This window comes from Haloferax sp. SDI50 (genome assembly GCF_059802635.1).
This window is the reverse complement of record NZ_JBPULL010000001.1, coordinates 2,015,518-2,029,972: the sequence shown is the minus strand read 5'-3', so window position 1 is coordinate 2,029,972 and position 14,455 is coordinate 2,015,518. Positions and strand designations below refer to the sequence as shown.

Sequence of the window (14,455 nt, the reverse complement as noted above, 5' to 3'; positions counted from 1 at the left end):
AAACACCGAACAGACACAAACCGGGCGTGACACATCCATGAGAAGCCACTGAACGCCCATTCTCGCGGACTCAATAGAGGATACTAGTTTCCTACGCATTGATGGCGTATCGAAATTCAGTTAGCCGAATATCGGCGTTTCGTGGGCTACATATCGGGTTTTTTGCCTTTTCACCCCTCCGACAGAGTCGTGTTCCCGACCCAAAATTATCAATTTTCACTACATCAAAGAAATTCGGTAAGTATTGTTCTGGCTCGGGTGTGGAGCGACTCCGCGGACGTGTCGGTCGGGTGTGCCTCCGGCCGACTCGAAGCGACTCAGTACGACAGCGTCCACTGGCGGTCGATGAGCCAGTCGTCCAACTTCCCGAGCGGGTCGTCGTCGACGTGCGTGCCGTGGCTCACGAGCACCGTCTCGATATCGTAGTCGAACAGTTTGACGAGGTTCCGCTCGGCTTCCTCGTGGCTCAGGTCGTTGAACTGCGCCGCCGGCGGGACGAGGAACCCCGGCGGGAGGCCGCGGCGGTCCGACCCCTCGACCACGTCGCCGGCGATGAACACGCCGTCGTCCTCCAACAGCAGGCCGCTGTTTGCGACCGTGTGGCCCGGCACCTGCACGATTCGAATTCCGCCGTCGAGCACGTCGTCGTGGCGGAAGTGGCGGTCGGCCTCGATGTCGAGCGCGTCGTAGAAGCCCTTCGCGCCGCCGGGGACGAGCAGTTCGGGGTCGAACGCATCCAACACGGCGGGCGTCCCGCCGAAGTGTCCCTCGTCGCCGTGGGTGATGACGAGTCGGTCGACACCGCCGAACTTCGACTCCAGCACGGACACTAACTCGTCGCCGTCGTCGGGGAATGCCGCGTCGACGAGCGTGGTCGTTCCGGCCGGTCGGTCTTCGATGATGAACACCCGGACGTGGTCGAACTGTATCGTGTACACTCCGTCTGCGACATCTGTCACTGTCATGCGCGGTCGAGACTACGGCGAGTCGCGATAAAAAGGGAGACGCGCGTTCTCACGCGCGTGCAACGCGGCGTTCCGAAGCCGAGCCGACGAGCCTGCGCGGCGGCGCTCCGGGCAGGCTCGCCCCCCGACGGGCGCTACTCCCCGTCGGCGAGGGTCGACACCACCGGGCACGACGCGTTCAGGAGAATCGACTGAGCGACGCTTCCGAACAGCATCTTTCCGGTGCGCGAGCGGCGTCGCGGACTCACCACGATGTAGCTCGCGTCCTGTTCGTCGGCGTACTCGATGACTTCGTCGGCCGGGTTGCCGACGAGTCCCACCGTCTCGTACGGAACGTCCAGTCCCGACACGGAGTCTTCGGCCATCTCGGCGGCGGCCGAGCGAATCTCGTCCATATCCTTCGGCTCCTCGGCCTGCGCGCTCGTCAGCCCGAGGTCGATGAACTCCGAGCGGGTCAGCGCGTGGACGACGTGGACCGCTTCGTCGAACGCCGCCGCCAGCGATGCGGCTTCCGAGACAACGTGTGCTGATCGACCTGACCGGTCGACTGCTGCAACAACGACCATACCAGCGTGTACCACGGTGGGATATAATATCGTTTCGCCGAATCCCATTCGGAGCGACCGCCGAGCGCCGCGTCGGCGCGATTCGCGGTTTCGGTTCGCGGTCTCGACAGCCAACGCGACACGTGAATTCGACCGTCGAACCGGGTGCATTTCAACAGTATCGTAACTAAACCGAAATCGACCGAATTCCATTACAGCACTACGTCCGTAATTCCGGTCCGAGTGGAACGAAAAATACCCCTGTCTTTCAACATCCTCGAAACAGAGCCGATCAGTTCAAGCGGGTCGCCCGCGACATCGACGCCGTCGCGTGGGGTGTGAGAGACCGGAGTGAACAGAATGGAACCGGGAGCCGACAACGCTCCGCCAGCCGTCGTGAGCCGTCTCGGTGTTAGCCTCGGGCGCGCGCCTTGCCGGCTGTCGAAGCACCGCACGCGTCGCGAGCACCGAGCGGTGCGCCGCTCGGGTGCGACCCACGGGAGAAATCAGACGGGGAACGAACGCGGCGTGAGAAAAGCGTCGAGGGTGGCGGCGTTACGCGTTCGCGCGAATCGAGCGCACCGCGGGGAGCGCAATCGCACCCAGACCGAGCAGGATGATGACGAGGGCGATGGGACTCGTGAGGAAGATGGTCGGCGACCCGCCCGAGAGGACGAGCGACCGGCGGAGGTTCTCCTCCGCGATGGGCGCGAGGATGAGCCCGAGCACCATCGGTGCCAGCGGGTAGCCCCGGAGCCGCATCGCGTACCCCAACACGCCCGCGCCGAGCATAATCCACGCGTCGAAGACGTTGCCGCGGAGCGCGATGGCTCCGATGACACACAGCACGAGGATGACGGGCCAGATGTGGGACTTCGGGATGTTGATGAGGCGCGCCCAGTAGTTCGCGCCGAGCATGCCGAAGATGAGGATGAACACGTAGATGAGGAGGAACCCGACGAAGATGGTGTACAGCAACACCGGCTCCTCTTGGTACAGGCCCGGACCGGGGTTCACGTCGTGGACCAACAGCGCGCCGATGAGGATGGCGGAGACGGAGTCGCCCGGGATGCCGAGCGTCAGCGTCGGAATCAGTGCGCCGCCGGTGCTCGCGTTGTTCCCGGACTCGGCGGCCGCGACGCCGCGAACGTTCCCTTCACCGAACGACGGGACGCTGTCTTTGAGCCAGCGGGTGGCCTCGTTGTACGTGATGAACGCGGCGATGTCGCCGCCCGCGCCGGGAATCGCGCCGATGAACGACCCGAGGATGCCCGACCCGACGCTGACCGGCGCGATGGACCGCAGGTCGGAAAGCGAGGGGAACACGCCGGTTATCTCCTGGTCGACGCGGTCGTTCCCGCTGTTGATGCCCTGGGAGTACTTGCGAAGCCCCTCGGCGATGCCGAAGAGGCCGATCATGACGGCGATGAACTCGACGCCGGTGAGCAGTTCGGGGATGTCGAACGTAAACCGGTGGAAGCCGGTCACGGGGTCGATACCGACCGTCGCAACGAGCATCCCGAGCAGACCCGAGACCATCCCCTTGGTGAGCGAGTCGCCGCTCACGCTGGCGATGATGGTCAGCCCGAAGAAGGCGAGCGCGAAGAACTCCGGCGAGCGGAACCGGAGGGCGGCGTCGGCGATGACCGGCGAGAAGAACATCAGCGCGAAGACGCTGATGACGCCGCCGACGAACGACGCGATGGTGCTCACGCGAATCGCGCGACCCGCCTCGCCCTTCTGGGAGAGCGGGTGGCCGTCGAAGATGGTCGCCGCCGCCGACGGGGTACCCGGCGTGCGGATGAGAATCGCCGGAATCGACCCCGCGTACACCGCGCCGCCGTAGATACCCAACAGGAGAATCATCCCCTGACTCGGCTCCATCGTGAAGGTAAACGACAGCAGGACCGCGATGGTCATCGTCGCGGTCATCCCCGGAATCGACCCCATGAGGATGCCGAGGAAGATACCGCCGACCATCAACAGGAGGATAAACGGGTCAGCGAGGTTGACGAGCGCCTGCCCGATGTATTCGACGACCATCAGAAGGTCACCACCAGCGGGAGCTGCGGCAGCAGTCGAGACACCGGGACGATACCCTCAGGGAGGCGAACGAGGAAGATGCGGCCAAAGATGTAGAACAGCGCGATGGGGAACCCAATCGACAGCACTGCGAGCAGCAGCTTCGAGTGGATGTTCGAGTAGTAGAGGACGACCGGCATGAACACCATGGTCGACACGAGGAACCCGAGGAGTGGCATCACGAGTACGTACGCGACGAGGAACCCCGCGACGACGGCCGCGGGCTTGAAGTCGAACTCCGAGATTTCGAGCTCCGTCTCGGACCCCGTCAGCACGTCGATGCCGGCGAAGAAGATGATGCCGACCGACACCGCAATCGGGAAGAACGACGGCCCGACGCCGTCACCCGACGGGAACTGGCTCGCAAAGAAGATGACGACGGCCGAAAACAGGATGAAGAAGACTGACAGCGGACTTGAACGAACGCTCTCCAAGCCGATTCTATCCAGGACGGCCCCGACTTTCTGAATCACCATTATTTGTTCTGCCTCGTGGTATGATACCAAGCAATCGTATGTAATAAACATATTGGTCTTTACCCGCCCGTTCGGGGCTGAAAGTCACGATTTCGACACGAGGACTATGTACGGTCGAGACTATCGTCCAGTCACCGTCGGAGACCGCCAGCGAGACTGGACAACCGCACACTGAAGCGTGGCTCGGCGGGCGGGCGGTACGGTAGCGAAGCCGACATGTTCGCGGGCGACAACGCCGGGTTTCGCGCCCATCGATAGAATTAACCAGCGCTGCGAACTACCGTTCCATCGGAATGAGTGTCAGCAACGTCACCGAGGGTATCGACCAGATTCAGTTCGAACACGTCCGGGTCCTCGTCCTGAAGGACACGCCGACGGGGAAGACGACGCTCGTGGACACCGGCTTCGACGAGGACGGCGAGGAGCTCGTCGAGATTCTGGAGCGGGAGTACGGCGGCGTCGACCGCGTCATCATCACCCACGGCGACCACGGCCACCACGGCGGCCTCCCGTCGGTGATGGAGGCGTTCGACCCCGAACTCGTCGCGTCGGCCAACGAGTCGAAGCTCCACGAGGCCATCGACTACGAGCCGGACGTGACGTTCACCGACGGCGACCTGCTCGACGGGAACATCCGCGTCATCGAGGTGCCGGGCCACACGAAGGCGACCTCGGCGCTCCTGCTCGAAGACCGCGGCATCCTCATCTCCGGAGACAGCCTCGACGGGGCCGACCGCGCGGGCCTCCCGGCCGGTTATCTGCTCCCGCCGCCGGCGCTGTTCAACGACGACCACAAGGCCGCCGAAATCAACCTCTACGACCTGCTCCAGTACGACTTCGAGACGCTGCTCGTCTTCCACGGTTCGCACGTCTTCGAGGACCCCAAGGGCAAGCTCGACGACTTCCTCGTCGAGCGCGAGTGGGACCCCCGGCCGGAGTGACCCCGTCCCGTCGAACCGAGCGGCACCGGCGGTGTCACGATTCCCGATAGCCCACTTCGCGGCATGCTTTTCTGACGACCGACTGCGAAGCGGTCTCTCTGGACCCGGTCCGGCAGAGACAGGCGAGTGGTGAACGAGCCGTGGTGTGAAACGAGCCGTGGCTGAGAACTGAACGGCGGCTATGAAACGATGGCTGAGGGTGACTGCGAACCAGACGGTATCGGTCGCGTCAGTCCCGAAGGACCGAAACGTCGAACACCGGCTTGCAGGTCTCGCCGGCGAGGAACGCCTCGAAGGCGTCTTCGGACTCGGTGAGTCGGAAGCGGTCGTCGAGGAACGTGGCGTGGTCCACGTCGCCCGAGCCGATGAGTCGGAACGCCCGCTCGAAGTCCTCGAACGTCGCGCCGTAGGTACACTGGAGGTCGACCTCTGCGCGGACGAGCGGCGTGAACTCCATCGTGGTCTCGCCGGTCTGGCCGACGAGAACTATCTGGCCGCCCTTGCGGACCTGCTCGGCCGCCATCGGCAGGCCCGACGGGTGGCCGGTCGTGTCGAACACCACGTCGAAGCCGGCGCCGCCGGTCAGCTCGCGCTGGGTCGCGCTCAAGTCGTCTTCTTCGATGTTGACCGCGGGATAGCCGAGTTCCTCCGCCAGCGGCAGTCGGTAGTTCGTGTCCCGACCGACGCCCGCGACGACGACTTCAGCGCCCTGCGAAGCGGCTACCTGCGCGCAGAGTAGCCCGATGGGACCGGGACCGGCGACGAGCACTCGGTCGCCGGCTTTGACCCGGGAGTTTTGAATGACCGCACGCGTGCAGATTGCCGTCGGTTCGACGAGCGCCGCGTGCTTCGGTTCGACGTTCGACGGGACCGACTGGAGCGCCGACTCGGGGACGGCGATGTAGCCGGCGTACGCCCCGTCGAGGTCGATGCCGGTCAGGACCGCGTCCTGACAGATACTCTCCTCACCGATTTGGCATTGGAAACACTCGCCGCAGCCACGAATCGGTCGCTCGACCACGCGCTCACCGACGGAAAATCGGGTGGCGTCGTCGCCGCGTTCGACCACGCGGCCCGTGTACTCGTGGCCGATGATGGTCGGCATGTTCATCCGCTCGAAGGCGGACTTGAACTTGTAGATTCCCGCGTCGCTCCCGCAGAGTCCGGCGTAGTCGACTTCGATGAGGACCTCGTTGGACGCCGGTTCGGGTGTCTCGACGTCGACGAGTTCCATAGCTCCGGGCTCTCGGCTCGTTTTGGCTAACCCGCGCATACATCTCCTTGAATACCGCCGGGGTATAAATCTACGCTCTTGGGGGAGAAGCTTGCGGGCAACGGTCGACACGAACGCGAGCAGTCAAGCGATGTCGCGAGCGCGAGTCCCCGCGAACCCTCCCGTTTCGGCCGGCGCTCGCGGGCGCGCGAAATCGTTCAGAACTGCACCGCGGTATCGACCGTCGCGCCATATTCGGAGCGACCACAATGCTTATTGTATGGATTGTTCAAACATTCGGGTACAATGGGAGACGACACCATTAGCAATCGGAGTGGACGGAGCGCGCTGAACAGACGGAACTTCATCAAGGCCGCCGGCGTCGGCGGGGTTGCGCTCTCGGCCGGCTGTCTCGGCAGCCTCTCAGGAGAGCAAGAGTGGCCCTCCCGTCCGGTCGAGGTTATCTCGCCGTGGTCCGCCGGGGGCGGAGCCGACCGAACGAGCCGCGCGGTCGCAGACGCGGCTGAGAACCACACCGATGTCTCGTGGAACGTCAGCAACCAGACCGGTGGCTCCGGCTCGGTCGGGATGAACGCGGCGGCCAACGCCGAGCCCGACGGGCACACCATCGGCTGTACTGCCCCCGAGATTGCGCTGTTCGAGCACCTCGGTATCGCCGACCTCAGCCCCGACGACATCACGCCCATCATGCAGTACACCGAGTTCCCCGCGGCGCTCGTCGTCAGCGAGGACGCCGAGTTCTCCACGCTCGACGAGTGGATCAGCTACGGGCAGGACAACACCCTGCAAATGGCGAACTCCGGGTTCGGGTCGTCGTGGCACATGGCGGCGGCCGGCATCGCCAGCGAGGCCGGCGTCAACGTGGAGCACATCTCCTACGAGGGTGCCGCCCCGGCTATGACGGCCGTCGTGAACGGCGAGGTCGACTGTACCGCGGTCGGCGCGGCCGAGGTCGCCCCACAGGTCCAAGACGGCGGACTGTCCGCCCTCGGCGTGGCGTTCGACCAGCAGGTCGAAGCGCTCCCGAACACGCCGACGCTCCAGGACCAGGGTCTCGACATCTCCATCGGCTCGTGGCTCGCGCACTTCGCGCCCGCCGGCATCGACGACGAACTGAAGCAACAGCTCGCCGACGTGTACAGCGCCGTCTACGAGGACGACTCGTTCGTGGAGTTCATGGAGAACAACAACTTCATCCGCGTCGAACGCGGCCCCGACGAGCTTCAGGACTTCCTCGACCAGCAGTACGAGTTCTACGGCAACCTCGTCGACGAACTCGGCATCGAAGAGCAGTAACGTCGCCACCGTCGCCATCGAATCCCGTTCCCCGCGACAGAGGTACCCGACCCGACACGTACCTGCGCCCTTCTCTTTTCGTCGGCTCCACACCGCGAGCGGCGGCGGCCCTCACAGCGCGCCCGCGACCCGCGACGCGGACCGCAAGCGTTCGACCGACCGATAGTTTAACGTGAATCGTCCGCATCGGGTCGAGTATGCACACGATAGAGCCCGACGTAGAGCGACCGGACCGCGAACTCGTCGAGGCGTTCGAGGAGATTCCGAGCACCATCGTCTCCGACGTGACCGGCAACATCGGTCTGACCATGGACGCCGGCCTCCGGCCCGCCTACGACGGCGTCGAGATGGCCGGGACCGCAGTCACGGTGAAGGCCGCGCCCGGCGACAACCTCATCATTCACAAGGCGATTACGCTGACCGAGCCGGGCGACGTGCTCATCATCGACTGCGACGGCTACACCGACACCGGCCACGTCGGCGAACTGATGTGCACCTCGTGTCAGGCGAACGGGCTCGCCGGACTGGTCATCGACGGCGCGTACCGCGACAGCCGCGAAATCGCCGAGATGGAGTTCCCGGTGTACGGCCGCGGCGTCAACCCCCAAGGGCCGCTCAAGCAGGACCCCGGCTCCATCAACGTCACCGTCTCCGTCGGCGGCGTCAGCGTCGACCCCGGCGACATCGTCATCGGCGACGACGACGGACTCGCGGTCATTCCCCGCGAGGGAGCCGAGGAAGTCCTCGAACGCGCACACGAGAAGCTCAGCGCCGAAGATTCCGTCCGCGAGGAAGTCCTCGAGGGCGAGTACCTCTACGAACTCAACGGCTACGACGAACTGTTCGAGAACCTGACCATCGTCGGTCCCGAAGACTCGATTCAGTAACGTCACCGAAGACGCGGCGAGCCGCGGCGACGACCGACTCGAACAGTCCGCACGTCGACTGTCATGCCACCCGCGCGACCCGCGTTTTTCCCGAGACCTGACCAGTCGCGAGCGACGCGTCGGCCACGCGACGCCGGGTCAGGACGTTCGACCCGCCGAGTTCCAACATCGTTGAAACGAATCGGTGCTATTAGGGACGCGGTGGCCCATCGTCAAGTCATGACGAACTCCACCGGGTCGGGCTCGCGGCGGATACAGAGCGTCGAACAGGCGTTCGACATCATCCGATATCTCCGCGAAGTCGACGGCGCGACGCTGTCGGAGACCGCCGAGGACATGGGGCTGCCGGTCAGCACGGCGCACATCCATCTGGCGACGCTCGTGGACACCGACTACGTCGTCAAGGTCGGAAGCGAGTACCGTTGCAGCCTGCGGTTCCTCGAGATGGGCGGGGCGATGCGCGACGGGATGGCGCTATACCGGGTCGCCAAGCCGGAACTCGACGAACTGAAAGAACAGACCGGCGAGCACACCAACGTGACGGTCGAGCAAAACGGGTTCGCCGTCCAGCTCTACAAGGCCCAGAGCCCGGAGTCCATCGACGACGACGCGCCGCTCGGCGACCACCTCTACCTCCACTCGACGGCGACGGGGAAGGCGATGCTCGCGGAGCACTCGCGGGACGAGGTCGACCGCATCGTCGACCGCCGCGGCCTCCCAGCCCTGACCGACGACACCATCACCGACCGCGAGGCGCTCCACGAGGAACTCGAAGCGATTCGCGACCGCGGCTACTCCATCAACCGTGGGGAACACTACCCCGGCGTCTGCGCGGTCGGCACCGCCATCGTCTCCGAGCCGGACGACGCCGTCGGCGCGATAAGCATCAGCGGCCCGATGAGCCGCATCGAGGACGGCCGCATCGAAGAAGAACTCGCCCCGGCGCTCCTGAACAAGAAGAACATCATCGAGCTGAAAATCAAGCAGTACTGAGCGGGCGACCGAAGCGCCGTCGGCCGCGGTCGCTGCGCTCGGCGGCGGTCTCCCGTCGTCTCACTCGGGCGGGCTGTCCCACTCGGAGCCGTCGTCGGCCGGTTCGTAGTCGAGGACCGCCTTCGCGTGGTCGATATCGAACCAGCGAGCCTTGTTGCCGCTCACCGCGTAGAACGTGTCGTAGGTGACCGAGTCGTCTTCGAGACAGCATTCGAGCAGGTGCGCGAAGTCACGCTGCGAGGTCCACGTCGCCTTGAGCCGCTTGACCATCTCCTCGTACTCGTCGCTCCCGCGCTCCCACGAGCCCGTCTGTGACTGGTCCCACACCTCGCCGTCCTCGACTTTGTGCTCGTCGTCGCGGTCGACGCCGCGCTCAGCGTCGCCGTAGGGGTGGTCGTACTGCTCGGTCCGCACGCTGGAGATGCGAATCGAGTAGACCTGGCTCGGCGCGCCGTCGCGGCGGGCGTGCGTCCGGCAGATGTGCTCGCCGAACATCTTCGAGGCTCCGTAGTAGCCGTCGGGCTTCGGGAGCGTCTCGTGGGTGAGCCGGAAGGGGTCGTACTTGCTGGGGTAGTCCTCCTCGTAGAGGTCGGGCGCGAGGTCCTCCTCGTACAGCCCCATCACGCGCTGGGAGGAGGCGTAGATGAGCTTCTCGACGCCGGCGTCCTCCATCGCCTTGAGGACGTTGTACGTGCCCGTGATGTTCGGCTCGACGATATCCTCGAAGGCCGCGCCCGCGTCGGACTGCGCGGCGAGGTGGATGACGGCGTCCTGCCCATCGAACGCCGGGCGGATAGCCTCGTACTCCGCGATGTCCGCGACGAACGTCTCGTACTCCGGGTGTTCGGTCCGGTCGAGATACGTGAACTCGTACTCGTCGCGTTCCGCGAGGTGGTTGAGAATCGCTTCGCCCGCCTCACCGAACGGACCCGTGACTAGGACTTGCTGCGTAACCATCGATACTGAGGGATACGGAACTCCCCGATTTAAATCTTGGTGGCGGCGGTAAGTTCGTCTCGCTCGGAAACGCGCCGCTTCGACCGTCCGTATTTCGACATCGTTGAAACAAATATGGTCTGTAAGACCATGATAATTACAGGATTAAGATTGTCATAGTTATCCGCGAAACGCCGTCGTCGACCGAGATTCGTGACTCTCGGAGGGTTCCAACATTGTCAAAACGGCGGCGTGCGTGACTGTGTGTCGGGTTTCGAGGGACTGACAGGTGACGGCGAAACGCGCCCGGCGGGGAACTATTTTATACGAGTGCTTGGTATCAAGTTCCATGGCTGCGGACGCATACGCGTTGGCCGGAGTGACCGAGACGCTGACCGAAGCGGCGGCCGCGGAGGGCATCGCGGACTACGTCGAGTTCCGGATGGACGGGGCGTCCACCCCGCTCGACGCGCTCGACGAGTACGACGGGTCGGTCCCGCTCATCGTCTCGAACCGGCCGGAGTGGGCCGGTGGAACCGCCGCCGAGTCCGACCGGCTGGAGACCCTCGCGGCCGCCGCCGCGTTCGACGCCGTCGAGCTGGTCGACGTGGAACTGCGGACGATTCGTGAGTGTGGATGGCTCCGAGACGAACTGCGCGAGCAGGGCGTCGAACTCATCGTCTCCCATTACGACCGCCATGAGAAACCTCATAAATCAGAGCTTTTACAGATAGTATCAGAGTGCAATAACTACGGCGACGTGGCGAAACTCGTCGTCACCGCCGAGGAGAAAACCGACTCGCTCGCGCTGTTGCAGTCGTTCAACACCGCCTCCGAACGGGGGATACGAGTCACCGGCTACGCGCTGGGCGAAATCGGCCGCCACACCCGAGTTATCGGCGTGTTCTACGGTGTGTCCATCGCCTATGCACCCATCGTCAGCGACGAGTGCGCTCCGGACGACATCGACCTCGGAACGCTGTCGAACCTCGTCGAGTGGGTCTCTTCGGCCCGATAAGCTCGTCGAGTCGGGGACGACGAATCGGCGGGTCGACCGCGCCGAACCGGGCGGTTCGTCCGCGGAACCGTCCGCGACTGTCGGTGTTTCGGACCGACCCGACGCGGGAGTGTTGTGCCGACGAGACGTTAATAATATCAGAAATAGAGTAATCAAAGGAATCGGAAAAAACTCGACCGGATAGGGCCGACTCGTCCGGGCGAGACGCTGCTCGAGTCGGGGTGGTCGAACAGTCGGGCGACCGAACGACTCGACTGGACGGCTCACCGACTGCGCGCGCCCACGTCGGTCGCCGGCAGACGCCGACTGCCGGTATCCGGTCGCCTCGTCGGAGAACAGATAGCCGAGCGTTGACGCCGAACGCCGAAGGTTTCTCGGCAGTGTTCAAGTTAGTACCTCATAATCGTCGGCTCATAGCCGATATCTTCGATGAACATTCCGGAGAAACCGCCGAAAACGGCGTCTCTCACCGCCTACGAGGTGGTGAGAACTCTTGCGTCGACAGCTAAGATTTATACGCGACGGGATGATAGGCGTTCACATGAAACTCGACGAGTCTGCACTGGCGGCAACAACAAACGACCTCACACGAGAGGTAGACGCACGAGGGGTGGCAGACCTCATCGAATTCCGAATGGACCAAGCGGACGACCCGCTCGAACAACTCGCCGCGTACGACGGCGAACTCCCGATAATCGCGACCAATCGCGCACGGTGGTTCGGGGGAAAGGCAAGCGACACCGGACGATTGGACGACCTGTTTTCCGCATCTCGGTACGACGCCGTGGAGTTCGTCGACATCGAACTCGAAACCGTCCGCGCCAAGGAGTGGCTGGCCCACGAGTTCCGCGAGAACGACGTGCAGCTCATCATCTCGCATCACGACTTCGATGAGACGCCCGACCGCGAGGTGCTCGACGCCATCATCGAGCAGTGCGCGGAGTTCGGTGACGTTGCGAAGGTGGCCGTCTTCCCCCAGAATCAAGCTGACACGCTCACGCTCTTGGAGGCCGTCAACGACGCGACCAACCGCGGCATCGACGTGGCCGGTATCTCGATGGGCGAACTCGGAAGTCACACCCGCGTCATCGGCCATCTCTACGGGTCGAAGCTCGGCTACGCGCCCCTCCTCGCGGACGACAACGACTACGCGCCGGGACAGATTCCGCTCGAAAAGCTCGCCTCGCTCATCGAACTCACGAAAAACGAGCGCGCCGACGGACAGGTCATCGACACGATTCGGAGCGAGGTGTCGGTGCCGAAGGAACTGACGCTCTCGGACTGACGACCCCGACTGTCGGCCGCTCGCCGTCAGCAGACTCGTTTCATCTCTTCTCGCCGCGGACTCGTACTCGTCGCCCGGCGTCAGTCGGCAAGTCGCTCGATATCCGTCAGGACCGCGCTCGCCGTTTCTGGACCGCCGGCCCCGCGCCCGGTGATGCCCAGTCGGCCGCAGTAGTCGGCTTCGATTTGGACGGCGTTTTCGGTCCCCGACGGGGCGACCGCCCCGTTTGCGGACACCAGTCGCGGGCCGACGCGGACCGAACCGTCCGCGACTTCGACGATGAGTCGAATCGTCTGGCCGTCTTCCTGCGCGAGGTCGAGCATCCCCCCCGAGAGCTCCTGAATACCATCGACCGCGGCGTCGTCGAGCGTGAACTCCGTCTCGCCGTCGGCGAGGACGTTGGCGACGATGACGCCCTTGAGCGCCGTGTCCGTGCCGTCGACGTCGAAGGTCGGGTCGGCCTCCGCGACGCCGAGGTCCTGCGCCTCCGCGAGGACGTGTTCGTAATCGAGTCCCTCGGCGGCCATCCGCGAGAGGACGAAGTTCGCCGTCCCGTTCAGCACGCCGTACACCGCCGACACGCGCGACGGGCCCACGTCCTCGATAGTCGAGAGGATGGGGAGCGCGCCGCCGACGGTCGCGCCGAAGCGGACGGTCCCCTCGCTTTCGGCTTCGAGCGCACGCACGTCGGCGTAGCGTTCTGCGACCGGGCCTTTGTTCGCGAGCACGACGTGGCGGTCGTCGGCCAGCGCCCGCTCGACGTGCGAAAAGCCGGGTTCGGCGTCGCCGAGCGTCGTCGGCGTCGCCTCCACTAACACGTCGTAGTCGGCGTCGAACACCGCTCCGGGGTCCGCTCCGCCGACCACGCCGTCTTCTCGCTTCTTCGACAGCACCGCGTCGGCGTCGATGCCGTCGGCGTCGACGACGGCGCTGTCGGAGTCAGCGAACGCGGTCACGACGTGGCCGTGTTCGGCGGCGAGTTCGACGACGGAACTGCCGACCGCACCGGCACCGAGGACGCAGAGCCTCACGGGCGACCCCCCACAGTCAGCGGCTCGACGAGCTGGAGGTCCTTCTCGTCGGCGATGTCGCGCATGGCCGAGAGGACGTCTTCGGTCGACCCCGATTCGGCGGCCAGTTGGAAGCGGGCGCTTGAGACGTCGATAGAGCCGGCGGGTGCGGACAGCGAGATATCGGTGACGGTCGCGTTCCGCGTCGCCTCAATCTGCGTCAGCGTGTCCGAGAGGTCCGTCTCGATGAGGTGACCCGAGAGGATGATAGTCAGGCGCTCGCTGTACCGCTCGGTGCCGGCCTGGATGACGTTGATGCCGGCGTCGCTCAGTCCCTCGACGATGTTGTCGAAACGGTCGGGCGTCGCCTCGATGTCGACTTCCACCGGGATGTAGCCGCGCGGGGTGACGTTGCCGCGCTCGTGGAAAATCGAGAGGAGATTCCCCCCGTGTTCGGCGATGGGTTGCAGCGACCGCAGGAGTTCGCCGGGTTCGTCGACCAGTTCGAGTCGAAGCGTGTACGCCTGCACGTCGTTGTGGACCTCACTCATCTGTCCAACACCGTACTAACGCGTCGTTCATTGTCGAAGTTCGTGCGAGCACACCCATATACGTATTGCGTTCGAACGGGTCGAGCACCGGCCCCGGGCGCGGCCGTCGCCCCGTCTGCTGTGAGAGAGTCATCGCTGAGGGTTCGCCGTACGCGCGTCGGCCCGAAATGTGCACAGGTTCGCTACAAAGATTACCGCGCTGGGAGGTCGACCCGTGAATGGAGAGGTTCATATAA

General features: G+C 64.5%; 14 protein-coding genes. 6 read left to right on the top strand and 8 right to left on the bottom strand.

The window, feature by feature from the left end:
- Positions 1-317: 317 nt before the first annotated feature.
- The 4 genes from ACSR87_RS10680 to ACSR87_RS10665 all read right to left on the bottom strand — a co-directional run bounded on the left by ACSR87_RS10680 (position 318) and on the right by ACSR87_RS10665 (position 4,068).
- Positions 318-965 carry an MBL fold metallo-hydrolase gene (locus tag ACSR87_RS10680; RefSeq protein WP_498530449.1) on the bottom strand — a complete coding sequence of 216 codons (648 nt, stop codon included), beginning with the start codon at positions 963-965 and terminating at the stop codon, positions 318-320.
- 134 nt (positions 966-1,099) lie between these two features.
- On the bottom strand, positions 1,100-1,531 hold the full coding sequence (locus tag ACSR87_RS10675) for a universal stress protein (RefSeq protein ID WP_498530448.1): 432 nt from the start codon (positions 1,529-1,531) through the stop codon (positions 1,100-1,102).
- Positions 1,532-2,065: 534 nt separating this feature from the next.
- Positions 2,066-3,553 (bottom strand): tripartite tricarboxylate transporter permease, encoded by a 1,488-nt coding sequence (locus ACSR87_RS10670; protein ID WP_006600663.1) that lies wholly within the window; start codon positions 3,551-3,553, stop codon positions 2,066-2,068.
- Complete coding sequence (locus tag ACSR87_RS10665; protein ID WP_008577359.1) at positions 3,553-4,068, bottom strand: tripartite tricarboxylate transporter TctB family protein; 516 nt, start codon at positions 4,066-4,068, stop codon at positions 3,553-3,555. Before ACSR87_RS10665 ends, ACSR87_RS10670 begins: the two co-directional genes overlap by 1 nt.
- 293 nt (positions 4,069-4,361) lie before the next feature.
- On the opposite strand from ACSR87_RS10665, the gene ACSR87_RS10660 reads away from it, so the two are divergent.
- A complete protein-coding gene (locus ACSR87_RS10660) occupies positions 4,362-5,009 on the top strand; it encodes an MBL fold metallo-hydrolase (protein WP_008577357.1) in 648 nt (215 codons plus the stop codon).
- 229 nt (positions 5,010-5,238) lie between these two features.
- On the opposite strand, the gene ACSR87_RS10655 is transcribed toward ACSR87_RS10660, so the two are convergent.
- Positions 5,239-6,282, bottom strand: coding sequence for a zinc-dependent alcohol dehydrogenase (locus ACSR87_RS10655; RefSeq protein ID WP_498530447.1), 1,044 nt, complete (start codon positions 6,280-6,282; stop codon positions 5,239-5,241).
- A gap of 246 nt (positions 6,283-6,528) precedes the next feature.
- Between ACSR87_RS10655 and ACSR87_RS10650 the strand changes: the two genes are divergently transcribed.
- From ACSR87_RS10650 to ACSR87_RS10640, 3 genes are all read left to right on the top strand, one after another.
- Positions 6,529-7,539, top strand: coding sequence for a Bug family tripartite tricarboxylate transporter substrate binding protein (locus ACSR87_RS10650; protein ID WP_004044327.1), 1,011 nt, complete (start codon positions 6,529-6,531; stop codon positions 7,537-7,539).
- A gap of 197 nt (positions 7,540-7,736) precedes the next feature.
- A complete protein-coding gene (locus ACSR87_RS10645) occupies positions 7,737-8,426 on the top strand; it encodes a 4-carboxy-4-hydroxy-2-oxoadipate aldolase/oxaloacetate decarboxylase (RefSeq protein ID WP_004065137.1) in 690 nt (229 codons plus the stop codon).
- 219 nt (positions 8,427-8,645) lie between these two features.
- The gene (locus tag ACSR87_RS10640) at positions 8,646-9,419 is read left to right on the top strand and encodes an IclR family transcriptional regulator (protein ID WP_498530446.1); all 774 of its coding nucleotides are present in this window, start codon (positions 8,646-8,648) and stop codon (positions 9,417-9,419) included.
- A gap of 60 nt (positions 9,420-9,479) precedes the next feature.
- Here ACSR87_RS10640 and ACSR87_RS10635 read toward each other — a convergent pair whose 3' ends face one another.
- Positions 9,480-10,376, bottom strand: a complete 897-nt coding sequence (locus ACSR87_RS10635) for an NAD-dependent epimerase/dehydratase family protein (protein ID WP_498530445.1) — start codon at positions 10,374-10,376, stop codon at positions 9,480-9,482.
- Positions 10,377-10,704: 328 nt separating this feature from the next.
- Here ACSR87_RS10635 and ACSR87_RS10630 point away from each other — a divergent pair, with 328 nt between their 5' ends.
- Both ACSR87_RS10630 and ACSR87_RS10625 read left to right on the top strand, forming a co-directional pair.
- Positions 10,705-11,373, top strand: a complete 669-nt coding sequence (locus ACSR87_RS10630; protein ID WP_498530444.1) for a type I 3-dehydroquinate dehydratase — start codon at positions 10,705-10,707, stop codon at positions 11,371-11,373.
- 541 nt (positions 11,374-11,914) lie between these two features.
- Positions 11,915-12,658 carry a type I 3-dehydroquinate dehydratase gene (locus tag ACSR87_RS10625; RefSeq protein ID WP_498530443.1) on the top strand — a complete coding sequence of 248 codons (744 nt, stop codon included), beginning with the start codon at positions 11,915-11,917 and terminating at the stop codon, positions 12,656-12,658.
- 80 nt (positions 12,659-12,738) lie between these two features.
- Here ACSR87_RS10625 and ACSR87_RS10620 read toward each other — a convergent pair whose 3' ends face one another.
- Together ACSR87_RS10620 and ACSR87_RS10615 are read right to left on the bottom strand one after the other, a co-directional pair.
- Positions 12,739-13,689 carry a homoserine dehydrogenase gene (locus ACSR87_RS10620; RefSeq protein WP_498530442.1) on the bottom strand — a complete coding sequence of 317 codons (951 nt, stop codon included), beginning with the start codon at positions 13,687-13,689 and terminating at the stop codon, positions 12,739-12,741.
- On the bottom strand, positions 13,686-14,219 hold the full coding sequence (locus tag ACSR87_RS10615; protein WP_008577349.1) for an amino acid-binding protein: 534 nt from the start codon (positions 14,217-14,219) through the stop codon (positions 13,686-13,688). Before ACSR87_RS10615 ends, ACSR87_RS10620 begins: the two co-directional genes overlap by 4 nt.
- Positions 14,220-14,455 lie beyond the last annotated feature (236 nt).

What these genes read in the sequence shown, in the direction of transcription:
- ACSR87_RS10680 (WP_498530449.1), bottom strand. Translation starts at nt 965, where the DNA reads ATGACAGTGACAGATGTCGCAGACGGAGTGTACACGATACAGTTCGAC.
- ACSR87_RS10675 (WP_498530448.1), bottom strand. Translation starts at nt 1,531, where the DNA reads ATGGTCGTTGTTGCAGCAGTCGACCGGTCAGGTCGATCAGCACACGTT.
- ACSR87_RS10670 (WP_006600663.1), bottom strand. Translation starts at nt 3,553, where the DNA reads ATGGTCGTCGAATACATCGGGCAGGCGCTCGTCAACCTCGCTGACCCG.
- ACSR87_RS10665 (WP_008577359.1), bottom strand. Translation starts at nt 4,068, where the DNA reads ATGGTGATTCAGAAAGTCGGGGCCGTCCTGGATAGAATCGGCTTGGAG.
- ACSR87_RS10660 (WP_008577357.1), top strand. Translation starts at nt 4,362, where the DNA reads ATGAGTGTCAGCAACGTCACCGAGGGTATCGACCAGATTCAGTTCGAA.
- ACSR87_RS10655 (WP_498530447.1), bottom strand. Translation starts at nt 6,282, where the DNA reads ATGCGCGGGTTAGCCAAAACGAGCCGAGAGCCCGGAGCTATGGAACTC.
- ACSR87_RS10650 (WP_004044327.1), top strand. Translation starts at nt 6,529, where the DNA reads ATGGGAGACGACACCATTAGCAATCGGAGTGGACGGAGCGCGCTGAAC.
- ACSR87_RS10645 (WP_004065137.1), top strand. Translation starts at nt 7,737, where the DNA reads ATGCACACGATAGAGCCCGACGTAGAGCGACCGGACCGCGAACTCGTC.
- ACSR87_RS10640 (WP_498530446.1), top strand. Translation starts at nt 8,646, where the DNA reads ATGACGAACTCCACCGGGTCGGGCTCGCGGCGGATACAGAGCGTCGAA.
- ACSR87_RS10635 (WP_498530445.1), bottom strand. Translation starts at nt 10,376, where the DNA reads ATGGTTACGCAGCAAGTCCTAGTCACGGGTCCGTTCGGTGAGGCGGGC.
- ACSR87_RS10630 (WP_498530444.1), top strand. Translation starts at nt 10,705, where the DNA reads ATGGCTGCGGACGCATACGCGTTGGCCGGAGTGACCGAGACGCTGACC.
- ACSR87_RS10625 (WP_498530443.1), top strand. Translation starts at nt 11,915, where the DNA reads ATGAAACTCGACGAGTCTGCACTGGCGGCAACAACAAACGACCTCACA.
- ACSR87_RS10615 (WP_008577349.1), bottom strand. Translation starts at nt 14,219, where the DNA reads ATGAGTGAGGTCCACAACGACGTGCAGGCGTACACGCTTCGACTCGAA.